General features: G+C 47.3%; 20 protein-coding genes and 1 pseudogene. 14 read left to right on the forward strand and 7 right to left on the reverse strand.

What is annotated here, in order from left to right:
- Positions 1 to 180: 180 nt before the first annotated feature.
- Positions 181 to 525: pseudogene (locus G7083_RS00390) on the forward strand (hypothetical protein); the annotation flags it as partial.
- Positions 526 to 554: 29 nt separating this feature from the next.
- Here G7083_RS00390 and G7083_RS00395 read toward each other — a convergent pair.
- Positions 555 to 1085: a 3'-5' exonuclease gene (locus G7083_RS00395; protein WP_166013052.1), complete on the reverse strand. Its 531-nt coding sequence runs from the start codon at positions 1083 to 1085 to the stop codon at positions 555 to 557.
- Positions 1082 to 2689 (reverse strand): diguanylate cyclase, encoded by a 1608-nt coding sequence (locus G7083_RS00400; RefSeq protein ID WP_166013053.1) that lies wholly within the window; start codon positions 2687 to 2689, stop codon positions 1082 to 1084. Before G7083_RS00400 ends, G7083_RS00395 begins: the two co-directional genes overlap by 4 nt.
- A 431-nt stretch (positions 2690 to 3120) precedes the next feature.
- On the opposite strand from G7083_RS00400, the gene G7083_RS00405 reads away from it, so the two are divergent.
- From G7083_RS00405 to G7083_RS00420, 4 genes are all read left to right on the forward strand, one after another.
- Positions 3121 to 3753 (forward strand): DUF2760 domain-containing protein, encoded by a 633-nt coding sequence (locus tag G7083_RS00405; RefSeq protein ID WP_166013054.1) that lies wholly within the window; start codon positions 3121 to 3123, stop codon positions 3751 to 3753.
- Entirely contained in the window at positions 3753 to 5666 is a 1914-nt protein-coding gene (locus G7083_RS00410; RefSeq protein ID WP_166013055.1) for an Hsp70 family protein, read from the forward strand. The genes G7083_RS00405 and G7083_RS00410 overlap by 1 nt, the downstream gene beginning before the upstream one ends.
- Positions 5667 to 5742: 76 nt before the next feature.
- Positions 5743 to 8568 (forward strand): Hsp70 family protein, encoded by a 2826-nt coding sequence (locus G7083_RS00415; RefSeq protein ID WP_166013056.1) that lies wholly within the window; start codon positions 5743 to 5745, stop codon positions 8566 to 8568.
- Positions 8569 to 8968: 400 nt separating this feature from the next.
- Complete coding sequence (locus tag G7083_RS00420; RefSeq protein ID WP_166013057.1) at positions 8969 to 9694, forward strand: hypothetical protein; 726 nt, start codon at positions 8969 to 8971, stop codon at positions 9692 to 9694.
- A gap of 114 nt (positions 9695 to 9808) precedes the next feature.
- Here G7083_RS00420 and G7083_RS00425 read toward each other — a convergent pair whose 3' ends face one another.
- Together G7083_RS00425 and queC are read right to left on the reverse strand one after the other, a co-directional pair.
- Positions 9809 to 10033, reverse strand: coding sequence for a hypothetical protein (locus tag G7083_RS00425; RefSeq protein WP_166013058.1), 225 nt, complete (start codon positions 10031 to 10033; stop codon positions 9809 to 9811).
- A gap of 156 nt (positions 10034 to 10189) precedes the next feature.
- Positions 10190 to 10903, reverse strand: coding sequence for a 7-cyano-7-deazaguanine synthase QueC (gene queC / locus G7083_RS00430; RefSeq protein ID WP_277347093.1), 714 nt, complete (start codon positions 10901 to 10903; stop codon positions 10190 to 10192).
- Positions 10904 to 11103: 200 nt separating this feature from the next.
- Between queC and G7083_RS00435 the strand changes: the two genes are divergently transcribed.
- Complete coding sequence (locus G7083_RS00435; RefSeq protein WP_166013060.1) at positions 11104 to 11925, forward strand: Cof-type HAD-IIB family hydrolase; 822 nt, start codon at positions 11104 to 11106, stop codon at positions 11923 to 11925.
- 115 nt (positions 11926 to 12040) lie between these two features.
- On the opposite strand, the gene G7083_RS00440 is transcribed toward G7083_RS00435, so the two are convergent.
- Positions 12041 to 12979, reverse strand: coding sequence for an NAD(P)-dependent oxidoreductase (locus G7083_RS00440; protein ID WP_166013061.1), 939 nt, complete (start codon positions 12977 to 12979; stop codon positions 12041 to 12043).
- Positions 12980 to 13470: 491 nt separating this feature from the next.
- On the opposite strand from G7083_RS00440, the gene G7083_RS00445 reads away from it, so the two are divergent.
- From G7083_RS00445 to G7083_RS00470, 6 genes are all read left to right on the forward strand, one after another.
- The gene (locus G7083_RS00445; RefSeq protein WP_166013062.1) at positions 13471 to 14499 is read left to right on the forward strand and encodes an amino acid ABC transporter substrate-binding protein; all 1029 of its coding nucleotides are present in this window, start codon (positions 13471 to 13473) and stop codon (positions 14497 to 14499) included.
- A gap of 147 nt (positions 14500 to 14646) precedes the next feature.
- Complete coding sequence (locus G7083_RS00450) at positions 14647 to 15831, forward strand: amino acid ABC transporter permease (protein ID WP_346776876.1); 1185 nt, start codon at positions 14647 to 14649, stop codon at positions 15829 to 15831.
- A gap of 2 nt (positions 15832 to 15833) precedes the next feature.
- Positions 15834 to 16931, forward strand: a complete 1098-nt coding sequence (locus G7083_RS00455; protein WP_166013064.1) for an amino acid ABC transporter permease — start codon at positions 15834 to 15836, stop codon at positions 16929 to 16931.
- Between the two features lie 22 nt (positions 16932 to 16953).
- The gene (locus tag G7083_RS00460) at positions 16954 to 17709 is read left to right on the forward strand and encodes an amino acid ABC transporter ATP-binding protein (RefSeq protein WP_166013065.1); all 756 of its coding nucleotides are present in this window, start codon (positions 16954 to 16956) and stop codon (positions 17707 to 17709) included.
- A gap of 257 nt (positions 17710 to 17966) precedes the next feature.
- A complete protein-coding gene (locus tag G7083_RS00465) occupies positions 17967 to 18635 on the forward strand; it encodes a Bax inhibitor-1/YccA family protein (RefSeq protein ID WP_166013066.1) in 669 nt (222 codons plus the stop codon).
- A 117-nt stretch (positions 18636 to 18752) separates the two neighbouring features.
- Positions 18753 to 19082 carry a TusE/DsrC/DsvC family sulfur relay protein gene (locus tag G7083_RS00470; RefSeq protein ID WP_166013067.1) on the forward strand — a complete coding sequence of 110 codons (330 nt, stop codon included), beginning with the start codon at positions 18753 to 18755 and terminating at the stop codon, positions 19080 to 19082.
- An 11-nt stretch (positions 19083 to 19093) separates the two neighbouring features.
- Here the strand turns inward: G7083_RS00470 and yccX are convergent, their stop codons facing one another.
- A complete protein-coding gene (yccX, locus tag G7083_RS00475; protein ID WP_166013068.1) occupies positions 19094 to 19369 on the reverse strand; it encodes an acylphosphatase in 276 nt (91 codons plus the stop codon).
- A 245-nt stretch (positions 19370 to 19614) separates the two neighbouring features.
- On the opposite strand from yccX, the gene G7083_RS00480 reads away from it, so the two are divergent.
- The gene (locus tag G7083_RS00480) at positions 19615 to 20808 is read left to right on the forward strand and encodes a class I SAM-dependent methyltransferase (protein WP_166013069.1); all 1194 of its coding nucleotides are present in this window, start codon (positions 19615 to 19617) and stop codon (positions 20806 to 20808) included.
- Between the two features lie 247 nt (positions 20809 to 21055).
- Positions 21056 to 22162 (forward strand): M20/M25/M40 family metallo-hydrolase, encoded by a 1107-nt coding sequence (locus G7083_RS00485; protein ID WP_166013070.1) that lies wholly within the window; start codon positions 21056 to 21058, stop codon positions 22160 to 22162.
- Between the two features lie 66 nt (positions 22163 to 22228).
- On the opposite strand, the gene G7083_RS00490 is transcribed toward G7083_RS00485, so the two are convergent.
- Positions 22229 to 23644, reverse strand: coding sequence for a bifunctional NUDIX hydrolase/phosphatase PAP2 family protein (locus tag G7083_RS00490; protein ID WP_166014959.1), 1416 nt, complete (start codon positions 23642 to 23644; stop codon positions 22229 to 22231).
- Between the last annotated feature and the right edge of the window lie 12 nt (positions 23645 to 23656).

A 23656-nucleotide genomic window follows, 5' to 3' on the forward strand; every position in this document is an offset into this window, starting at 1 on the left:
GTATCACAGAGTTTTCGCAATACGGCTACCATCGCACCATTTGTGCCCTTAGTTGGCGATACAAGCAGCAATCGATGTCATGAAATGACCTTTTCAGCGCTACTAGTCTGAAAAGAAGCTTCTTTTTACCCGCCATTGGCCGTTAAAATAGTACCAGATACTTAAGGATACCTAGCGATTGTGAAAGCCTCTCAACTCAAAGCTATATTAAATCAACTGCCCACCGACCTTGACCCTGATGTGGTGATGGGCGAAATCTGGCTGCCAGAGCGTCTGGTTGAAGCTCGGATCGATGATGAAATGCTGTTTCTGACCTTCGATAATGCACCGCAGGAAGAAGAAGGTGAAGAAGAGGGACGCGGCTTTGTGGCACATGAGCTTGAACTGATCCGCGCGCAAATTTTACAGATTTTGGATGACCAATGTGACCCTGCAACCAAAGCCGAGGCGCTTTTGGCACTGATCACGCTGGCGCATGAGACGACCAGCGCGCAATTTATCGAAATCTTTGGCTCGCTGCAGCAGACGTTATTTGCTGACCCGCAAGCCTACGACTACAACATGCTTAAAGCTAACTTGGCTAAGTTATACGCATCCACATAACCGGAGTGCTGACGCCCTTCCCATGCAATACCTTGTGATTCTTGTGCGGCGCGATGACCAATCCATTGATCTTTTAAGCGCTGTTGAATGCGAAATAAGGTGGCAAGGTTAATAAACTCTTGAAATGGAAGTTTAATTCCTTTGGCTTGGCATTCTTTGATCAAAATAAGATCATCACGCCCCCACGAGGCATAGATTTTGTTCGAACCACCAAAGTTTTTGACCATCGACTGGATCACCTCAGCAAGTGGCCGACCTTGTTTATCAATTTTACGTGGCGTGATCCCGGTTAATTCGGCACAAAACGGCGAGATTTGATCCTGCTCGGGTTTAACAAAATATTGCGCTCGTTTGACAATTTCACCCGCCGACAGATCAATTTCCGCTAAACCAATTTCTATAATTTCACCCGTGGTGCCGACTCCGTTTTCATTCCAACAACACATTTCTAAATCGAAGCATACGACACGGTGGTAATTCATTGTGAGTTCTTTTGCTGTAAAGTGGGGGCCGACATCCTACCTGAATTGAAAGCATATTTCGATTCCACCTTGCAGCATTGTTCCGCAATCGAAACCCGATTGCGCCCTTTCGATTTACTTAGATAGAGCTGATCATCAACACTTTGTAGAATTTCAGGCTCGCTGTAACCACAGTTAACGCTGGCACCAACACTAATGGTTAATGTCAGTTGTACCTCGGAATTGACCACAAATGGCTGACTTGCCACCGCGTTACGAATTCGCTCTAAATACTCATACAGCTCATTAACCTCGATCACTGAGGATAAAATGGCGAACTCATCACCACCAAAGCGGGCAAAAGTGTCTGCGTGGTTAAGCTGTTGCTCCACCGCCCGTGCAACATGATCTAACGCATGATCGCCAGCGAGATGTCCGTAGCTATCGTTGATCTGTTTAAAACGGTCAACATCAAATAACACCAAGGTAAATAATTGTTTACCGTCTAACTTTTTACACAATCGTTGATTGAAAAAGTGGCGGCTATAAAGCTTAGTCAAGCTATCGTGCTCCACCAGATAACGTAGCTCGGCCGTGCGTTCTTCAATCACCGCTGTCAAATGTTGTTTCTCTTTTGTCTGCATATACAGGATATAACTGAGCAAAAATGAGATAGTGGCACCACCCAAGCCTAACCCCAGCAACACCCACCATTCTCGGACAGTTACCGACTCATACAACGCAAACTCAATCACCCAATCACGATTAGGAAATACCAAGTTACGAGCAACCAGCAGACCTTCTTGCTCATTTTCTCGCCATGTCGGACTTTGATAAAGGATCGGATTATCTTCGGAGCTAAATCCAGTATCGATCATACGCATATCAAGATTATCCATCGCACTGAGCTGAACTAATTTTTCAACATAAGTGGATAAACGTACAACACCAACCATAATACCCTGTAATGTTCGCTCATCTTCAGCAGAAAAAACTGGGTGATAAACCAATATCCCATCTTTATCTATCAATGGTTCAAACCCGTCTTGCAGCAACCGAACTTTATCCGATACATTGGGACGACGATGAGTCACGATATCCTCTTGTATCAGCTTAAAACGCTGCCGTGCCGAATAAAAACCCAACAGTTTCTGATTATCGTCATTGAGCGGATAGATATCCGATAAGATATATTTTGCCTCTTGCTCTGAACCAAAACCATACTGCACTTGCCCGCTTTCAGGCAGAAGAGTAAATAGTGTAAATTCTGGGAAACGTTGGCGCATTTGTACGCTAAAGCTTTCGGCTTGCTCTGGCTCCACTTTGACTAACCACTGCAGGGCGATCAGACTTTGCGAACCTTTCAATGCTTCTTCAGCAAAAGTATGAAAACGACACCAATCATCGCTTGAACTGGAGCGAAAAAAATTAGCCGCCGAGCCGATAAAATGAATATCACTATCCACAAACTGTTGCAGAGTCATCGTCTGTTGATCGGCTAGATTTTCTAACATCGTGCGGTTATAACGCAGTTGCACTTTATATGCGGAAACAACCAGCCCGGTGAGCTGCAGAGAAAACAAAAACACCAGTAGAGGTACTGTTACGCGAAAACGGCCGATCATCCATCTTTTACTTACTTGTATTATCAACCACAACAACCATGAGCAAGACGCGTTATATCACAACATCTTTTGTCACTTAAAACGATCATTTCAAACGATTCAAGGTTACAACATCACCGAAATATGCATTGCAAAATTCGGGGCCGACGATGTTAACCAAATTTAATCAAAAAATCATACAATTGAATTGTTCAACAAGTCGCCAAATAATCTTTCGTTGCGCGATGAAATCAGGATTGTTCACTCTCTTTCGTCTTGAATGTGCTACTATCCACCCCCATTTAAACTTAGCGCTAATATACCGTCTAGCGTAATAAGCCATTGAGAGGCTCTGGATAGTTAAAATTTCCGCGCTTCCTTCGCTTAATGTTTTTCCGCTCAGCATTGCAACTGGTTGTGCTTTGCACCGCGTCTGCTACAGAGAATTAACGATGAATATCGACCTAAACCTGATCCCGACCACTTTGGATATGCTGCATGCTGGTCTTGCGGCCACCACACTATTGATGCTGATTGTCGCCTTAACCCGCCAAGGGCGAGTGATAGAAAAAACCATTGAAAAACCAGTAGAAAAAATCGTCACGATTGAAAAGCCGGTTGAAAGAATCGTCGAAGTAGAAAAAATCATTGAAGTAGAGAAGGTGCGGGAAAAAGTGGTGGAAGTAGAGTCAACACTGGCAACCGCTTCGACCGACTCAGCTCTACAACTGCTGGCGATACTACAAAAAGAAGCGCGCTTGATCGATTTCTTACAGCAAGAAGTCAGCCAGTTTTCTGATCAAGAAGTGGGTGCAGCCGCTCGCGTGATCCACAGTGGTGGGCAAAAAGTATTACGCGAATATCTAACCTTATCGCCGATTTGCAGCGAGCCAGAAGAGAGCCGTATCACTATTGAAGCGGGCTTTAATGCGCAGGCGATTCGTCTCACCGGGCAAGTGACTGGTCAAGCACCATTTGTCGGCACGCTGATCCACCAAGGCTGGCGCGCCGATTCTATCACGCTGCCAAAACTGGCAGGGCACTATGATACGGCAATTCTTGCCCCAGCCGAGGTGGAATTATAATGCACAGCTCTACTTCTGTAGCCCAATACAGTGTCGGTATCGATTTAGGAACCACCCACTGCGTGCTAGCCTATCAAGCGCTAGCAACCAATCACAGTGACACGCCACCGATTCAAGTGTTACCGATTGCACAAATGACCGCGCCGGGCACCGTGGAAAATCTCCACCAACTGGGCTCTTTTGTCTATCAGCCACATGAACATGAAATGGCAGCCTCAGCGCGCCGTTTACCTTGGAGCAGCGAACCGAATGCGCTGGTGGGAGCGATTGCGCGTAACCTTGGTAGCAAAACCCCGATTCGCTTAGTGGCAAGCGCCAAATCTTGGTTGTGTCATGCAGGCGTCAATCGGCGCGAGGCGTTTTTGCCATTGGCTAGCCCTGAAGAAGTCAGCAAAATTTCGCCACTGCGTGCCACTGAACTCTATTTAGCCCATCTGCAAGCGGCGTGGGATCACGCTCATCCTGATGCGTGCTTAGCCGAGCAAGAAGTCACCATCACCGTACCGGCCTCATTTGATCCAGCAGCACGCGAGCTCACCGTTGAAGCGGCACGTAATATTGGCCTGCAGCAAGTAACTCTCCTCGAAGAGCCACAAGCCGCACTGTACAGTTGGATCGATAATCGCCATGAACAGTGGCGCAGCGAAGTGAGTGTCAGCGATGTGGTGTTGGTGATCGATATTGGTGGTGGTACCACTGATCTCTCTTTGGTTGAAGTGACCGAAGATCAAGGCACTCTCGCCCTGAAACGGATCGCGGTTGGCGAGCATATTTTGCTCGGTGGCGATAATATGGATCTCGCCCTCGCCTATGGCTTGAAAATGAAGTTGGCTCAACAAGGTCAAGAGTTACAAATGTGGCAAGTACAAGCGATGACTCATGCTTGTCGTGATGCTAAAGAAGCGTTACTCAGCCAGCCCGATTTAGCCGCCGTGCCGATTGTAGTCCCTAGTCGTGGCTCAAAACTGCTCGGCAGCACCTTGAAAACCGAGCTAACTCGTGAACATTTACAGCAAACCTTAGTCGATGGCTTCTTCCCAGCCGTGGCTATTCACGAGCAACCACAACAAAAAATGCGCGGCGCTTTGACCCAAATGAGTTTGCCCTACGCACAAGATGCCGGTATCACGCGCCACATTGCAGCCTTTTTAAGCAAACAAGCGAATGCGCAAGGCCAATCGACCCAAGCGCAAACCGACGCATTGCCATTTTCCATGCCAGGGCTGAGCAGTATGTCAGCCGCGCACAGCGATTTTATTAAACCCAATGCGATTTTGCTCAATGGTGGGGTGCTGAAATCACCACTGCTTACCGAGCGTTTGATCTCAACGATTAATGGCTGGTTAAGCCAAGCCAATCACCCGGCGGCGAAATTGCTGCAAGGGATTGATCTCGATCTGGCTGTGGCACGCGGTGCCGCCTATTACGGCGTAGTACGGCAAGGACAAGGGGTGCGCATCCGTGGTGGGATCGCTTCGGCTTATTATGTGGGCATTGAAAGCGCAATGCCGGCCATTCCGGGCTTCGCGCCGCCAATGGAAGCACTTTGCGTGGCTCCATTTGGCATGGAAGAAGGCTCCAGCACGCAAGTGGCTCAGCGTCAATTTGGCTTAGTGATTGGCCAGCCGGTACATTTCCAATTCTATGGTTCAACGGTACGCCGTAATGACGATCCGGGAACCCATTTAGTCGACTGGACTTATGATGAGTTAACTGAGCTACCACCGATTCAGATCACCTTACCAGCCGAGCAAGGTCGCCGCATCGGTGACGTGGTGCCAGTCACTCTCGCCACTCGGGTGACAGAATTGGGTACTCTGTGTCTTGAAGCGATTGCCGCTGATAACGGTCAAACTTGGCATGTAGAGTTTGATGTGCGTGATAAGCCAAGCTCTGAGACTGATCACGCTTAATCATTGAGTTATGACTCCCGATGGAGTGCAGCATCGCTTGCGGTGCCGCTGAACGTTTATTACGACGAGGTAGCACATGTCATCTGCTCGTTTTTTGGTCGGCATTGATCTTGGCACCACCAACACTGTGGTGGCTTTCTGTGAGCTGAACGATAACCTGCAACAATCTCCAATCGAAATTTTTCCAGTCGATCAGTTGGTTGGTCCCGGTGAAGTGTTACGCCAACCACTGCTGCCCTCTTTTCGCTATCATCCCGCTCCAAATCAATTTAGTGATGCAGATTTAACCCTACCTTGGTCATCACAACCGGTTGATGGTGATTTACCCCAAGTGATCATTGGCCAATGGGCACGTGAACTAGGTGCGAAAATCGAAGGCCGACAAGTCACCAGTGCCAAAAGTTGGTTGTCACATCCGCATGTTGATCGCACTCAGCCCATTCTGCCTTGGGGCGCAGCTGCAGATGTTGAGCAAGTCTCACCACTGATTGCCAGTGCCAGTTATCTCAATCACATTCGTCAAGCTTGGGATCATCGTCATCCTTCCGATCAATTAGCCGCGCAGCAAGTTGTGGTTACCGTCCCCGCTTCGTTTGATGAAAGCGCCCGAAAATTAACGCTTGAAGCGGCAAAGTTAGCTGGGCTGCCTGAGATCCTGCTGCTTGAGGAGCCACAAGCGGTCTGCTATGACTGGCATCATCGCCATCAGGCTACAGCCAGCGATATTTTACACTCAGCACCGCTGATTTTAGTGTGTGATGTGGGAGGCGGCACCACAGATTTAAGCTTGATCGCCGCTCAATTTGATCCGCAACAAATCCTACAGTTAAATCGGATCGAGGTTGGTGATCATCTGATGCTTGGCGGAGATAACCTCGATCTTGCGTTGGCGCATATCGTTGAAACTCGACTTAAACAACAGCAGGGCAATCAAGCGAAAACCTTAAGCACGGCGAGCTTATCCAAACTGATCCAGCAAACCCGCCAAGCCAAAGAACGTCTGCTGGCCGCTAATCCACCAGAGCAGATCAACATCACTTTGCTGGGCAGTGGCTCAAAATTACTCAGTGGAGCTCAAAGTGTTAGCCTAAGCCGTGCTGAAGTACATCAACTCGCGCTTGACGGTTTCTTCCCACTCACAAGCCGAGAAACCAGACCAGAAAAACGCCGCCGTGCGGTGGTTGAGTTTGGCTTGCCATATGCGGCAGATCCGGCGGTGAGCAAACACATTGCTGAGTTTCTCAGTCAACCTCACACGGCTGAGCAAACATCAACCGATAATCCCTCACGCCTACCGACAGCTCTGCTGCTCAATGGCGGTGTTTTTAACAGTGAACTGATTAGATCACGTCTGGTCACTCTGCTCAGCGAATGGCTAGGGCGGCCAGTTACCCTACTCGATAACCCACATCCCGACTGGTCTGTGGCACTCGGCGCGGTCGCCTATGCCAAAGCCACACGCGGCGCACAACTGAAAATTGGCGGCGGAGCCGCTCGCTCTTATTTTCTGCATTTACCGGAAAAAAACCGACTCGGCAACGCGCTCTGTTTGCTCGCGAAAGGCAGTCGCGAAGGGCAAGAAATTCGCCTCACTAGCCGCCGTTTTGCACTTACTGTTGGTGAACCAGTCCGTTTTAATTTGCTGACTTCAACCCATGGTCAGATCAGCGCTGATGGCAAAATACAAAATGGAGCATTGGTCGCGATCGACCCTGATAAATTTCAGCCATTGCCACCTTATATTGTCAGCTTGCCAGCCTTGAATACCCGGGAATTGGCCGCCAATCAAAAACAGCGCATTGCAGTGCAACTGGCCTGCCAATTAACCGAAGTGGGCACATTAAACATGGTGTGTATCAATCCCGATGATGAGACTCAGCGCTGGCAAGTGGAGTTTGATGTTCGTGGCAAGGCAATGACCAGCCCTGAACAGCAAACTGAATCAGTGGGTGATTCAACACAATTACAAGCGGCCAAAGCGTTAATCAGCGCCGCATATAGCGCCAATAAAACCAATGCTGATCAACAAGCCATTAAAACCCTGACTAAAGCCTTAGAACAACGCTTAGGCAAGCGGGACGCATGGGATTTTGCCACGCTGCGTAGCCTATTTGATACTCTGTTACTCGGTCGCAAACGTCGCCGCCGCTCAGAGCTGCATGAAAAAAACTGGCTACGCCTTGCTGGATTTAGTTTGCGCCCTGGATTTGGTGATGCGAGCGACAGTTGGCGGATTGAGCAGCTCTGGGCGCTGTATCAAGCTGGTATCCAATTTAGTAATTCGCAAGGTTGGACCGATTGGTGGGTATTGTGGCGGCGAGTGGCGGGAGGCTTAAATCAAGCCCAACAAGAAACCGTGCTGGCCGATATCGCTAAATATTTACATCCAAGCGCAATGCGCAGCGTGGCTTCAAGCAAAGAAACTCAAGATAAAGGCTATGAGGCGATGGTACGCTTGGCCGCATCACTCGAACATCTGCATGTCGACGATAAAACCCTGCTCGCGACTTGGTTTCTCAATAAAGCCCTCAATCATAACCAGTACCAACAAGCCCATTGGTGGGCTTGCGGTCGTTTGGCCGCGCGCACGCCATTGTACGGTAGTTTGCATACCATACTACCCAAAGATCAGATCGAGGATTGGTTACCCAAACTATTGCAGCAAGATTGGCAACAACAGCCAATGTGCGCTTTTGCTGTTGTAATGATGTGTCGCAAAACCGGCGATCGTAGCCGTGACGTCAATGAAGAGTGGCGAGCCCAAGTAGTGAGCAAGCTTAAACAGAGCCGAGTGAGTGAATCATGGATTAATTTGGTCAGTGAGGTGATGGAATTGAATGCCAACGAAACCCAACGAGCATTTGGGGAAAGTTTACCGCATGGCTTGATGCTACTCGGTTAATGCTGCTAGGTTTATACGATTAGGCTTATACGGTTGGTTTTATAGTGTCAGCTTGATATGACTAACACCATAACCGACCGGAACCTTTTACAATGCAGGGGAAACACCCCCTGCTTGTCATGATTGCACTACCTAGGCGACAAATATAACTACTTAAGCTCGCGTTAGGTATTAAAAAAGGTGTAGAATTCGTGCCCCAACAATCCCAAACCAGCGAGCATGGCTTGCCAGATAAGGGAATAACAGCTGCCGCCCACCATCAAAGCGTATTAAGTGTTGTGGGGTCGTCACTACTGTGACCCGTTAGCTGATGCTTCATTCAACAATATCATGACTATTATTACGCCGGTGGAAATCGAAATTTCGATAAAACACACCCGCTTGGGTTGCCAATAAGCCTATGGAACAAGATAAATTTAAACATATTTTTCGTTTGCCGGGTTCAATTCAAGTCCGAATCGCTAAATGGCAACAAACCTTTCGCGGTAAATCTGATTTAGTGCTCCATCAGGCATTAGTGGCACGTAATCATCACTATCAACAAACCGAGTTTCAACCCAAAGGTTGGTGCGTCAATCTGTTTGATAGTAATGAGATTTCGATTACCCACCACGGTGACTATATCCAAACAGCCATGCGCACTATGCTGGATAGAAAAGTCTCTTATAAACGCCTCTATTTATCTCGTTTGACGCTTGAGGAAGCGAAGGCGGAGCTGCAACGCTTTAAAATGGCATGGATTAACCAACATAACCGCGTCGCGGTGCGTTTTAACCAAATTCAAAAGAACGCTTTTCTTGAGTATGCGCAAGAGGAAATTGAAACACTCTACCCTGCGATTCCAGAGCAAGGCTTTGATCGTGAATTATGGAATCGTTTGGTTGTTCAAGAATTGGGGCCGGCAGCGCATTATCAAGACCCTTATTTTGTGCTGCCAGATGAAAATGCATTAGCCAAACATGCTCAAGCTCAGCAAAAAAAATCGGCGCATCATCGTGGCAAAGCTAATCACAGCAAAACTAGCAACACCAAATCTAACCATGCAAAATTCTCAGCGCAGCATAAGTCGAACAGGGATTTTCATGGCAAACATCCGAGCCCCCAAAAGCCACGCTATCCCTCATAAAGCAATGCCTCACTCATAATATCGCGATCCTTAACACAAGATAAAAACAGGATGCCAAAGGTACTAAAAGCCGGTCAGCGCGAGCTCCGGCTTAATTAGCGTGACAAGATCACCTTAGTGAGTCACATCATCTGGTCGGCGGCCAAACTCCGCTTGTTCAAAAATATCGGCCAATGTTTTTTGCCGTTTAAGCGGCTTTCTGCGCGATCGCTTGGCTTCAAAATGCTGTTCTACCTGTTGTAAAGTCTCTTCATGCTGCTTGGCGGCTTGAAGAAAATCAGGGTTGTTCATCGCCTGTTGGCGCAAACGGTTAACACGTTCGAGTCGATCAGAAAACATATTAAGCCCTCCTTCACTGTATATAATTACAGCATAGTCCACTTTGTTGACTTGTCAATCAAATACTGGATTTTCATACAGTATTTTTTAATGATGCTGCAATTAAGTAAACCAGCAGAACCGGTATGCTATCTATCGCTCGCTCATTGTAAGCGCCTATAAGGAAAGTAGCTTGTCGTTAAGCGCATTGCGCACAGTGGTGCGATGATCCAAATAGTGATTCAGTCCAGCATGACGTAACTGGCAAGCAGGACACTCACCGCAGCCATCACCCATCAATCCGTTGTAACAAGTTAGCGTGTGATGACGGATCAGCTCTAGCGCTCCCAGTTGATCGGCTAAAGCCCACGTTTCCGCTTTATTTAACCACATTAGCGGAGTTTCAATCGTCAATGGCAGATCCATCCCCTTGGCTAACGCTTGGTTCATCGCTTGTACAAACTCATGGCGACAATCTGGATACCCTGAAAAATCGGTTTCACATACCCCAGTAATGATGGTGGTCGCACCAATTTGATAGGCATAAATACCGGCCAAGGTTAAAAATAGAATATTGCGCCCAGGCACAAATGAATTGGGTAAACCGTTCGCTTGCAACTGATGAGATACAGGAATGTCATCACGCGTCAGTGAGCTTATCGCCAATTCATTAAGCAAACCGACATCCATCACTTTATGCGCTGCAACACCTAGCTGCTTTGCCAATCTTTGTGCCACTTCTATCTCTAATTTATGGCGCTGACCATAATCAAAAGTAATCGCGTGTACCTCATCAAATTCCTGGCATGCTTGAACCAAACAAGTGGTTGAATCTTGTCCTCCGCTAAACACGACGACCGCTTTTTTCATGTTGTGCTCCTTTATAAGCAATATTGATATTGTGATAGGCTTGGATCAGTGGCCACGCTGTGCGAGCAGACCATAATCGAGAAGGTGATCAAGTTCAATTTAAATACCTAACCCGCCAGCAAAATCACCGCGACTTTCATTTTTGAGCAGCTTTGCTCACTGTTGAGGGTGAAAATGTATATAATCACACGCCTTGTTGTTCAATTTTAGCTAGGTATCTGATGTACAAATTGATTGCACTCGATATGGATGGCACGCTGCTCAATAGCCAAAAACAAATTTCTCCCCGCACCAAACAGGCAATTGCCGACGCACGTCAACAAGGCATTCAGGTCGTGCTGGCTTCTGGCCGCCCGCTTGATGGTATGCGCAGTAAATTGGAAGAATTACAACTGACCAGCGATCAAGATTATGTGCTGTACTACAACGGTTCTATGGTAGCGAATGTCGCCAGTGGTGAAATTATTTATCAGCAGATCATTGATGGCCACGCAGCGAAACGCGTTGCACGTTTGGCACAACAGCTTGAACTCAATTGCCATGCGTTTAGCCAAGAGCATGGGTTGATCACCCCACAAACCAGCCAATACACTCAAGTTGAAGCCAACATCAATGGTCTTAACATCACCGAAATGGATTTTGAACAGTTAGCAGACGATCACCCGATCATTAAAGCGATGATTGTCGGTGAGCCAGAAAAACTGACTCAGGCGATTGCTCAATTAGCGCCACAGTGGCGAGAAGAGTTTACGGTGGTGCAAAGCGCGCCATTTTTCTTAGAGTTTCTCAATCTCGGCAGCAATAAAGGGGTTGGGGTTAAAGCAATCGCGGAACATTTAGGGATTGCAGCCCATGAAGTGATCTGTATGGGTGATGCCGAAAATGATCACCATATGCTCGAATATGCCGGACTCGGTATTGCGATGGCCAATGCGATGGATGAAACCAAACAACTGGCCGATCACATCACGTTGAGTAATGACCAAGATGGCGTAGCGATTGCAATTGAACGCTTTGCGCTCAGAGGCTCGCAGCACGCTTAACGATCTCGGCACACGAAACATCATCTGCCCGTTGAATTGAATGAGGCGGAAAACTCAGCGGCAAGCAACGGTTTGAACATTGCTTGCCGTTTTTATCGGTGGAAAATGAGTGGCATTAAACCTGCGTGGCTAATTTTAAGCACCGCGCTTTGCCTTGTAATAACGCATATTGCTGACTGGCAGCGGGGATCAACACACACACGTTTTGTGCCTGCTGCTGGGCTTGAGCTAACAGAGCACTCAACTCAACCGGTGAGTCAAAACTCTGCCGCTGCGCATCACGGCGGCACAGATCAATAAACTCAAACGGGCAATTTTGCGTATGCAACACCAGCTCGGCTTGCTGCATGTAGCGCAGCGCTTTCAGTGCGAGCAACTCAACATCCGATCCAAACTCAATCCATGTTGTACTCCATACCTTAGCACTGGGTTGAGTGAGTAAATGCCGATAAATCGACTCTAACACGTCTCGATCTTGCGTATGCTGCACTTGTGGGTCGGCAAAAAAACGCTCCCAAAACTGGCGGCGCAGATCAACGTTAGGCAGAAACTGCTTAATCGAATTACGTTTTGATGCAGCAAAATCCGCCAACAGCGCCAGATTATGCGCCAATACCGACTCTAAGGTTTGACGAATATTGCGCACCAATACTGGCGATGCACCACCGCTAGAAATAGCTAGTTGAATGCGCCCTCTTTCGATCATCGAGGGGGTAATAAAATCGCAGTAGGGTTGATCATCCACCACATTGACTAAAATCCCCTGCTGTTTGGCATCTTGATAAACTTGATGATTGAGTTGGGGATTGTCCGTGGTTGCCCAGACTTGAACATAACGGCTATCTAACCAATGGGATGAGTAAAAATGCTGGATCCAAGTACACTTACCTTGCTCAATCCACGATTGCAAAGTGGCGCTAACTTGCGGTGAAATCACCGTCACCTTGGCATCCGCTCGGAGTAACGCATCAATTTTTCGGCAAGCGACTTCTCCACCGCCCACCACCAATACCGGTTTATTGGTTAAATCCAAAAACAACGGGAAATAGCGCATAGTCCATCTTATCGGTATCCATCCTGAATTGGCCCATGCTACCAAAAATGGGGCAATAAAAGCATCCAATAACCGAAAGCAAATAAAATCTGTGCAAATTTTGCCACCAAACCAGCGAAAGCGACCAAATTTCAACCTAACAGCAGCATAAATAAATGGCACTCGATTTTCCCACCCTCACGCCATTCTGTTGCACCACTTTGTTGCCTTGTTGCACCATTTACATTTATTTAACAGTTCGCCATGCTGAGTAGCGTAACTGGGCGGGAGCGACTAACTCACTCTTTTCATGAATGGTTTGAGAAATCGGACATCCTTACCTACGCTTACTGCGAATTGATTCATTAATGTGCAAGCACGGTGGTGAGGTTTAACCAACAAATCACTTTCAACTTATAAAGCACCATCACACAACATTGTAAAACCCTGGTATCAGGTGTCACTCAGTCAACAATGGATTACCCAAAACAGAGTAAACAGGAAGGATACAAATGGCGAATAAATTCACGATTCTTGCTTCTGTCGTCACTGCCTCATCTGCGTTGCTGTCTTATTCGGCATCCGCGGCACCCAGCACGCTCGACAAAGTGTTATCTCAAGGCGTACTGACTTGTGGTGTCAGTACTGGTTTGCCCGGTTTCTCTAACCCTAATGCTAAAGGGGAATGGGAAGGGCTCGACGTGGAGTATTGCCAAGCATTGGCGGCAGCGGTGCTGGGGGATAAAACCAAAGTCAAATATGTGCCACTCACCGCCAAAGAGCGTTTCACTGCGCTGCAATCGGGCGAAATTGATGTGCTATCGCGTAACACCACTTGGACGTTACAACGTGACAGCACCCTAGGTCTTAACTTCGTTGGGGTCACTTACTACGATGGCCAAGGTTTTATGGTCAAAAAAGAGTTGGGGGTAAAAAGTGCCAAAGAATTGGATGGTGCGTCGGTTTGTGTTGAATCCGGTACCACCACCGAACTTAATCTTGCCGATTATTTCCGTAATAACGGCATGAGTTATAAACCGGTAGTGTTTGATACCGGAGCTCAAACCTCAAAAGGTTTTGATGCGGGTCGTTGTGATGTACTCACCACCGATCAGTCCGGTCTTTACGCGCTGCGCCTCAATCTAGAAAAACCCGATTCGGCAATGGTGTTACCGGAAATTATTTCCAAAGAGCCGCTTGGCCCCGTGGTGCGTCAAAATGATGATCAATGGTTCAGCGTGACCAAATGGGTGCTGTTCGCCATGATCAATGCCGAAGAATATGGCATCACCTCGAAAAACGTTGAACAAATGCTGAAATCCGACAATCCAGATGTAAAACGGATCTTAGGTTTAGATGGCCCTAAAGGTAGCGGACTAGGGATCCGTGATGACTGGGGCTATCAGATCGTAAAACAAGTCGGTAACTATGGTGAGATCTTCGAGCGTACCGTGGGTACAGGCTCACCACTTAAAATTGACCGTGGTGTCAATGCGCTGTGGAATGCGGGTGGTTTCATGTATGCCCCACCTATCCGCTAATTGATCATCATAATCTGTCACCCTCTGACCGTGCTTGTGGCTTGTGTTGCGCACAAGCACGGCCACTAACAACGCGGCACAAGGCTTGTCGCCGCACACACAAAATGGATAAGAGGTTATCGCTGTATGAAGCCTATCAATAAAGCGATGTCACACCCTTCTGACGAGCAGACTAAGCATACCCATTTCCTGTATAACCCAACTTTTCGCTCTGCTCTATTTCAATTGATCGCCGTTGGTATCGTCGCTTTTGTGCTATTCACTATCGTGAATAACGCGCTCACCAATTTGGCATCGCGCGGTATCGCGACCGGATTTGCCTTTTTAGAGCAGCCCGCGGGCTTTGGTATTAGCCAATCTCTAGTGGCGTATGATGAAACCTACAGTTATGCGCGCACATTTTTAGTTGGGCTGCTGAACACTGCGCTGGTTTCCGTGCTGGGGATTCTTTTTGCTACATTACTCGGATTTATATTAGGCATTGCCCGTTTATCTCGTCACTGGCTGATCAGCCGCTTGGCCACGGTATATATCGAGACCTTCCGCAATATTCCATTGCTGCTGCAGATCTTCTTTTGGTACTTCGTGGTGTTACGAGCCCTTCCCTCAACCAAACAAAGCATGCACTTTGGTGAATGGTTCTATCTTAATATTAAGGGACTGTATCTTGCCAAACCGGTGTTTGGCACTGGCAGCGGATGGGTAGCAATGGCGCTGATTATTGGGGGGCTCGCCTGCTGGCTATTGAGCATTTGGGCCCACAACCGTCAACGCTTGACAGGTCAGCAAACCCCAATTTATCGCTATGTTTTGTTATGCTGTATGGCATTGCCATTGATGGTGTATTGGCTGCTAGGTCAACCGATTGGGGTGGAATATCCGGTTCTACGCGGCTTTAATTTCCAAGGTGGGATCTCGGTTCTGCCGGAATTTGCGGCATTATTGGTGGCCTTAACCATCTATACCGCGTCATTTATCGCCGAGATTGTGCGCTCAGGGATCAACGCGGTCAATCACGGCCAAACTGAAGCAGCGATGTCCCTTGGCCTGCCTCGTTCGCACACCTTGAAATTGATCATTATTCCTCAAGCGCTACGCATTATTATTCCACCGCTGACCAGCCAATATCTGAATTTAACCAAAAACTCCTCTCTGGCAATGGCGATCGGTTATCCCGATTTGGTGTCCGTTTTTGCGGGAACCACCCTTAACCAAACAGGCCAAGCAATTGAGATTATTTCAATGACCATGCTGGTTTATTTGAGCCTGAGTTTAATCACCTCGGCCTTGATGAATCTGTACAACCGCAAAGTGGCTCTGGTGGAGAGATAATTATGAACAGACATCAATTTCAGCCGAACCTACCACCGCCAGTCAATCACACCGGGTTAGTCCGTTGGCTGCATAAAAACTTATTTAATGGCCCGTGGCACACGATGGCGACGTTAGTTTTAGGTTATTTCGCACTGCAAGGTATTTGGCAGCTTGTTGATTGGGCAATCATTAATGCCAATTGGCGTGGTACCACCCGTGAGGATTGCACGCTCGACGGCGCTTGTTGGGTATTTATTCGTATGCGCTGGGAGCAATTTATGTATGGCTTCTACCCAGCCAGCGAACTATGGCGACCACGACTGTTTTTCTTTACACTCGCCCTCTTAATCGCCTTACTGGCCTATGAAAAAACACCGAAAAAAGGCTGGCTCTGGCTATTTTTCGTCAATATCTATCCCTTGTTTGCCACCCTACTGCTGTATGGTGGCATGTTTGGACTCCAAGTGGTCGAAACTCACCAATGGGGCGGATTGTTAGTCACTTTAATCATCGCTTTAGTCGGCATCATTGCTTCGCTACCGATTGGCATCGTGTTGGCCTTAGGACGACGCTCTAACATGCCGATCATTCGCAGTTTGTGCACCGTATATATTGAAGTATGGCGTGGCGTTCCGCTGATCACGGTGTTGTTCATGGCCTCGGTCATGCTGCCGCTGTTTTTAGCGCAAGGCAGTGACATTGACAAACTGCTGCGTGCCTTGATTGGAGTTGCAATGTTTAGTGCTGCTTACATCGCAGAGGTGATTCGGGGCGGTCTACAAGCGATCCCTAAAGGCCAATACGAAGCGGCGGATGCACTCGGTTTGAGCTACTGGAAAAAAACCGGGCTGATCATTTTGCCGCAAGCGCTGAAAATCACCATTCCGCCGATTGTGAATACCTTTATTGGCCTATTTAAAGATACCAGTTTGGTGCTGATCATCGGCATGTTCGATGTATTAGGCATCGGCCAAGCCGCCAACACCGACCCGAATTGGCTCGGTTTTGCTACCGAAAGTTATGTTTTTGTCGCGTTAGTGTTCTGGATCTTCTGCTTTAGCATGTCGAGATATTCGATTTGGCTCGAAGGCAAACTCCATACCGGTCACAAACGATAAGTCACTTTGCAAGGAATCTAGTATGACGCAACCACTCAACGCTCCCTTGATGATCCAAATTACCGATATGAATAAGTGGTATGGCCAATTTCATGTCCTAAAAAACATTAATCTAGCCGTTAAAAAAGGTGAAAAAATCGTCATTTGTGGCCCCTCAGGCTCTGGCAAATCCACCATGATCCGCTGTATTAATCGTCTTGAAGAGCATCAAACTGGGCAAATTACCGTTGCTGGTCACCAATTAACGGCAGATTTAAAAAACATCGAATTGGTACGCCGTGAAGTGGGCATGTGTTTTCAGCACTTTAATCTGTTTCCTCATCTCACGGTTTTAGAAAATTGTACCCTCGCGCCGATTTGGGTCAAAAAAATGCCCAAGCAACAAGCGGAACAGATCGCGATGAAATACCTGACCCGGGTACGGATTCCTGAGCAAGCGGATAAATATCCGGGGCAGTTATCCGGAGGTCAGCAGCAACGGGTGGCGATTGCCCGTTCACTGTGCATGAATCCACAAATTATGCTGTTTGATGAACCAACCTCAGCGCTTGATCCAGAAATGGTACGCGAAGTGCTGGATGTGATGGTCGAACTGGCAGAAGAAGGGATGACCATGCTGTGTGTTACCCATGAAATGGGATTTGCCAAAGAAGTAGCGGATCGAGTGATTTTTATGGATGCTGGAGAGATCATTGAACAAAACCACCCACAAGCATTCTTTGCCAATCCACAATCGGAGCGTACTCAAAATTTTCTTGCTCAAATTCTGCACCATTAGCGGCCGCCATTGCCATTCAATTCACTAAAAGCCACTTAATCCCCGAAAAGCCTAGCTAGTGGCTCGGGGATTGAGCTTATGGATTTGCTCAGCATTCACCGGCCGTAAAACCCATGAAATATTGCGTTACAACTCATCATCACTTTTGTCATCAATTTTGATTATTATGAGTTCAAACAGCACAAAGGGCTTGAAATTTATAGCCGAGAGCCTCATAACTGTTGCCATGCAATCAGTACTTTTAACAGAGGAAAAGTATGAACACGCCAATATTTACCAGAACGTCCAGCTTGGAACGGACCCTTGAAACCAACAAGGTTTTGAAAAACACCTATTTCCTGCTTTCGATGACCCTTGTCACCAGCGCAATTGCTGCGATGGCGACCATGGCTATCGGCATTTCTCCTATCATCGCGTTAGTGATGCAATTAGCCGCGATTGGCATTCTGTTTTTCGTGATGCCAAAAGCGATTAATTCATCGTCAGGCGTGGTATGGACTTTTGTGTTTACCGGATTGATGGGGGCAGCCCTTGGTCCAATGCTCAATTTCTATGCGGCGATGCCAAATGGTCCGGTTGTGATTGCTCAAGCACTCGGCCTGACCGGTATGGTGTTCCTCGGTCTGTCGGCTTACACCATCACCAGCAAGAAAGATTTCTCTTTCATGCGTAATTTCTTATTCGCAGGCTTGATCATTGTGATTGTTGCTGCGCTGATCAACATTTTCGTTGGTTCAACCGTCGCTCACTTAGCGATCAGCAGCATCTCAGCGCTGGTGTTTTCTGGTTTCATTTTATTTGATACCAGCCGCATCGTGCGCGGTGAAGAGACCAACTATATTTCAGCCACTATCTCGATGTATCTGAATATTCTTAATCTGTTTACAAGCTTACTGAGCATTCTCGGTATCATGAACGACGATTAATCCAGCGTTTGAGCTCGCTCTAGGCCCGATGGAAAACCATCGGGCTTTTTTGTACTTGAGCCTTAGCCTGAGCTTCGCTACCCTAGCCCCAACTCTCCCCATCTTAGAATAGTGAATATGTTTGAATATCACGGTCACACAATTGAAACCGATGCACAAGGTTACTTACTTGATTCGACCCAATGGCAACAAGGGATGATTGCCCTACTTGCAGAGCAAGAAGGCATTGAGCTGACTGACGCGCATGTAGAAGTCGTGCTTTTTGTCCGTAATTTCTACGCTGAGTTTAAAACCTCTCCGGCGATTCGTATGTTGGTCAAAGCACTGGAAAAGCAGCACGGCCCAGAAAAAGGCAACAGTAAATATCTGTTTAAACTGTTTCCTAAAGGCCCAGCCAAACAAGCCACTAAGCTCGCGGGCTTACCTAAACCGGCTAAGTGTTTATAGCTTGATTACCACTACAAAATAGCAAAGCCAACATAGCGTTGTCGCGGCAAAGAGACCGAGCGTGTCACCTTAGTGATTCTGGCCGTTTTGGGGCCAATTTGTAACCAGGCATGCAATTGGTCCAACTCGGCTAATCCGCCGCACGCAACCACCTCCACTTCACCCGAAGGCAGATTTTTAGCATAACCAGTGAGCCCTAACTTCAAGCCCTGATGAGCGGTGTGGTAACGAAAACCGACACCTTGCACATGTCCTGCAACCATAAATTGGTGACACTGTTTATCCATTGCTTCACTCCTCGCCAACTCAGTAGCTCAGGCCGGTACTGAACCTTTAGCAGCCGATCATCCGCGGCTGCCTGTAAAGCATAGTCAAGATAGCGCTTCTCCCCCATTAAACCGGCTCAATATGATGACTGTTGCTAAAATAAATCGCACCGACCACCGAGTGAGCAAGCATACGGCTTTCCTTTGCTTTTCTGGCCCAGTTCCACGACAATAGCCGCCCTGTTTATTTCGATCTGAGTAGCGTAATGACTTCAGCAATTTATTTGGTCAAAGGCCGTGACAAATCTTTGCGCCGTAAACATCCATGGATTTTTTCTCGTGGGATCAGCAAAGTCGAAGGAAACCCAACCTTGGGTGAAACCGTCGATGTTTACTCCTTTGAAGGTAAGTGGTTAGCTAAAGCGGCCTACTCACCGCATTCGCAAATCTCGGCTCGGGTATGGAGCTTTGAACCACAACCGATCGATTGCGCCTTTTTTATTCAACGCATCCAACAGGCTCAACTGCTGCGTAGCGATATAATCCAACGTGATGGATTAACCGGTTATCGTTTAATTGCCGCCGAATCTGACGGCTTACCCGGCATCACCATCGATAAATATCAAGATTTTCTGGTCTGCCAACTGCTGAGCGCGGGTGCGGAATATCATCAGCAAACCTTAATCGAGGCCCTGCGCCACTGCTTCCCTGAATGTCATATTTATGAACGTTCCGATGTAGCAGTGCGCAAGAAAGAAGGCTTGCCAGAGCGGGTTGGCGTATTGCATGGTGAGTTACCACCAAAATCAGTCGTGATTGAAGAAAATGGTGTCAAAATCAGCGTTGATATCGTTGGTGGACATAAAACCGGTTTTTATCTGGATCAGCGTGATAGCCGTTTGCAATCGATGAAATATGTACAAGATAAAAGTGTGCTCAACTGCTTCTCGTACACCGGTGGTTTTGGCTTGTATGCGCTCAAAGGTGGAGCCAAACGCGTGATCAATGCCGATGTATCGCAACCGGCATTGGATACGGCCAAGTTCAATGCCGAATTAAACGGTTTTGATATCAGTAAAAAGCGCGCGGTATTCTTAAATGCCGATGTGTTTAAATTGCTACGCGAATACCGCGATCAAGGCACTCGTTTTGATGTAGTGATCATGGACCCGCCTAAATTTGCTGAGTCAAAAGCGCAGCTTGATGGTGCCTGCCGTGGCTACAAAGACATCAATATGCTCGCGATGCAGATTTTAAATCCGGGTGGCACTTTACTCACCTACTCTTGCTCTGGCCTTATGGATCAAGTGCTGTTTCAAAAAATCATTGCTGATGCCGCTCTCGATGCTGGGCGTGATGTCAAATTTGTGGAGCGCTTTGAGCAAGCCGCCGATCACCCAACCGATACCGCTTATCCGGAAGGTTTTTATCTCAAAGGCTTTGCTTGCAAAGTGTTATAACTGGCGAATAAGCCGCTGTTTGGTTGCAGAATCCAGAGCGGCCATCAAAAAACGATCTCAATTGAGATCGTTTTTACTCAGCCAATTATTTTCGACCTTAGTTACATAAAAATCGAAGTACCCCTATCACCCACCTGGCCTCAACACTCTTCAAGCACGTCTTTTTCACCCTTTATTGATTTAACGCATCGCCTAATGCTGTAATTACAGGCATGGTGACGGCTTCTATTTTTTTAGAGGTATTCCTATGAGCCTGATTAATACCCAACGTTTGGTTGACCACTTTCTACAACTCATTCAAATTGACAGTGAAACTGGCAATGAAAAGCAAATTGCTGAAACACTGGCAGAGCAATTAGGTGAGCTTGGTTTTACGGTGCACAAACTGCCGGTTCCTGCGGACGTCTCCAATGGTTTTAACCTGTATGCACGCCTCGATGGCACTCTTAATGATAGCATTCTGTTTAGCTGCCATATGGATACCGTCGCACCGGGCAATGGTATTGAACCCATCATCGAAGATGGCATTATTCGCTCTAAAGGCAATACAATTTTAGGTGGCGATGACAAATCAGGAATTGCCGCTATCTTAGAAGCGGTACGCGGATTAAAAGAACGTCAACAAGCGCATAAAACGATTGAAATCGCGTTTACTGTGCATGAAGAAGGCGGTTTAAAAGGTTCTGAACATTTTGATATGAGCCAAGTTCAAGCCCAAACCGCTATCGTATTAGATACCGGTGGCCCAATTGGTACTATCGTACGTGCCGCACCAGGTCAACAAACGATTACCACCGTGATCAAAGGTAAACCGGCTCATGCAGGCCTAGTTCCGGAAGATGGGATCAGCGCGATAGCTGTGGCCGCCGATGCGATCACACAGATGAAACTGCTACGCATTGATCAAGAAACCACCGCCAATATTGGTATTGTGCAGGGTGGTCAAGCGACCAATATTGTGATGCCTGAGTTGAAAATTGTTGCAGAAGCTCGTTCATTGAATGACGAGAAATTGGAAGCGCAAGTGCAGCACATGATTGAAACTTTCGAGCGCACGGCACAAAAACATGGCGCTCAAGTCGAGATCACCTCAACCCGTGCTTATAACGCGTTTAAGTTGGCAGACGATCATCCGCATATTCAAGCGATCAAAGCCAGTTTTAACGCGATTGGTATTGAGCCACAAACCAAGCTCAGTGGTGGCGGTAGCGATGCCAATAACTTTAATGCCAAAGGCTTAACCACGGTTAACCTCTCAACTGGCATGGCGAAAGTGCATACCACCGAGGAATATATCGCAATTACCGATATGGTCAAAATTGCCGAATTTGTTTGTGCTTACACCACAGCTTAAATCCATTTCGGCCCACAAAAAACCGGAACATCAACGGTTCCGGTTTTTTGTATTTGCTGATGTGGATTAATTCGATGTATCCGTTACTAAGTCGGACTTGCTGCGTAAACGTAGTAAACCCACAAACAGCAAGATCAACAGTGGATAGCGTAAAGTCGCACCAATCAAAGTATACAATCCACTATAGCTAAATGGCTCAATCGCCGATGAAATTCCCTGATTGACCACCAGTAAGCTCACTATCATCAGCAGAGCATCGCGCAGTGAAAGCATGCTTGGCGCCGGTTTAAGCCAAGTGACCACACCTGAAATCGTGACTAATACCGCCAGCCACTGAGTAAAAATCGGCTGTGGCCAAATAACCAGTAATATTGCACAACCGAGCGCCAACCCCCACCAAATCGGCTGGGTGCTTAATAACGCCCGAACATTCACCTCAGGTTTGAGATCAAGCCGGATAATATGCCAAGCAACTAAACCACCAAACAGCGCACCGATGGCGATATCACTGACAAAAGCGCTAGCCGAATAAAAAGAGGCCAATGCTAGCCAAGCAAAAATAACGCCCCATAGGCGCATCACCCAACGTAAAGTCAACTCTTCTCGTGCATGCCACAGCAGCACACCAAAACAACTCCATAGTGCAATCGGTAAGTTTGGGAAAGAAAAACCGTGACTAGGAAATAATGCCAATCCCGGCTGATAAACGTGCGGTTTTACTAAGGCAAAGCCTTGCTGAGCGACTAAGCAAAGTAGCGAGGTCACGCTCATCGCAAATAAGATTTTGTAGCAATATGCTTTACCTAGTTGCCAATACACTAATGGCAATAGTACTAGGCTAATCACTGGCAGGCTAAAAAGCATACCGGTTAAGATTAGATTGGATAACCACGGCATAGAATTTTGCAGCCAAGACAGCGCATGTTGTAGATGGTTGAGCCACTCCAGTTCCACTTGCTGAAAGCGTGGTGCAGCCCGACTCAGTTCAACCACATAATCGACCGCTTGATCTTCGGCTTGTTTAGCTAAATCGACAATCGCTGCCCATTGTTGGGTATAGCGATACTGCTCGGGTTTGATATGACGAGGATTGATCAACATCGCCGATACGGTTTCTACACCATAATCCGGGGCAAACCAGATTGGCAGCTCATTACCACCTAAAGCATTTTGATAAGAATAAGCAATGATCTGCGATTCACTGACACACTCATACACTAATGCCGTAGCAGTCTGCCCCAATAAACGTTCAACAGAAACAACCATGCCTGTTTCTTGCCAAGTTTCCCGTTGCGCCGCCATCGGAGGTGTTTCTCCGGCTTCAATTGTGCCACCAGGCAATGACAGTTTTCCGGTCAAAACTTCTTTGGTTAACACCAATTTATTATCCGCTCGGATCAGACACAGTGCGCCACGATAAGCGGCACTATCCCCTTGATTCGCTTGTACAAAATCAGGTGATCCAATACTCAAAAAAACCATTAACACCAGCAA

Source organism: Vibrio sp. HDW18 (genome assembly GCF_011306175.1).
GTDB lineage: Bacteria > Pseudomonadota > Gammaproteobacteria > Enterobacterales > Vibrionaceae > Vibrio > Vibrio chanodichtyis.

Excerpts from the sequence above, each read along its gene's own strand:
- G7083_RS00410 (WP_166013055.1), top strand. The coding sequence starts at position 3,753 with ATGCACAGCTCTACTTCTGTAGCCCAATACAGTGTCGGTATCGATTTA.
- G7083_RS00465 (WP_166013066.1), top strand. The coding sequence starts at position 17,967 with ATGAACACGCCAATATTTACCAGAACGTCCAGCTTGGAACGGACCCTT.
- G7083_RS00450 (WP_346776876.1), top strand. The coding sequence starts at position 14,647 with ATGTCACACCCTTCTGACGAGCAGACTAAGCATACCCATTTCCTGTAT.
- G7083_RS00435 (WP_166013060.1), top strand. The coding sequence starts at position 11,104 with ATGTACAAATTGATTGCACTCGATATGGATGGCACGCTGCTCAATAGC.
- G7083_RS00405 (WP_166013054.1), top strand. The coding sequence starts at position 3,121 with ATGAATATCGACCTAAACCTGATCCCGACCACTTTGGATATGCTGCAT.
- G7083_RS00470 (WP_166013067.1), top strand. The coding sequence starts at position 18,753 with ATGTTTGAATATCACGGTCACACAATTGAAACCGATGCACAAGGTTAC.
- G7083_RS00425 (WP_166013058.1), bottom strand. The coding sequence starts at position 10,033 with ATGTTTTCTGATCGACTCGAACGTGTTAACCGTTTGCGCCAACAGGCG.
- G7083_RS00480 (WP_166013069.1), top strand. The coding sequence starts at position 19,615 with ATGACTTCAGCAATTTATTTGGTCAAAGGCCGTGACAAATCTTTGCGC.
- G7083_RS00415 (WP_166013056.1), top strand. The coding sequence starts at position 5,743 with ATGTCATCTGCTCGTTTTTTGGTCGGCATTGATCTTGGCACCACCAAC.
- G7083_RS00460 (WP_166013065.1), top strand. The coding sequence starts at position 16,954 with ATGACGCAACCACTCAACGCTCCCTTGATGATCCAAATTACCGATATG.
- G7083_RS00400 (WP_166013053.1), bottom strand. The coding sequence starts at position 2,689 with ATGATCGGCCGTTTTCGCGTAACAGTACCTCTACTGGTGTTTTTGTTT.
- G7083_RS00490 (WP_166014959.1), bottom strand. The coding sequence starts at position 23,644 with ATGGTTTTTTTGAGTATTGGATCACCTGATTTTGTACAAGCGAATCAA.
- yccX (WP_166013068.1), bottom strand. The coding sequence starts at position 19,369 with ATGGATAAACAGTGTCACCAATTTATGGTTGCAGGACATGTGCAAGGT.
- G7083_RS00395 (WP_166013052.1), bottom strand. The coding sequence starts at position 1,085 with ATGAATTACCACCGTGTCGTATGCTTCGATTTAGAAATGTGTTGTTGG.
- G7083_RS00455 (WP_166013064.1), top strand. The coding sequence starts at position 15,834 with ATGAACAGACATCAATTTCAGCCGAACCTACCACCGCCAGTCAATCAC.
- G7083_RS00485 (WP_166013070.1), top strand. The coding sequence starts at position 21,056 with ATGAGCCTGATTAATACCCAACGTTTGGTTGACCACTTTCTACAACTC.
- G7083_RS00440 (WP_166013061.1), bottom strand. The coding sequence starts at position 12,979 with ATGCGCTATTTCCCGTTGTTTTTGGATTTAACCAATAAACCGGTATTG.
- G7083_RS00420 (WP_166013057.1), top strand. The coding sequence starts at position 8,969 with ATGGAACAAGATAAATTTAAACATATTTTTCGTTTGCCGGGTTCAATT.
- G7083_RS00445 (WP_166013062.1), top strand. The coding sequence starts at position 13,471 with ATGGCGAATAAATTCACGATTCTTGCTTCTGTCGTCACTGCCTCATCT.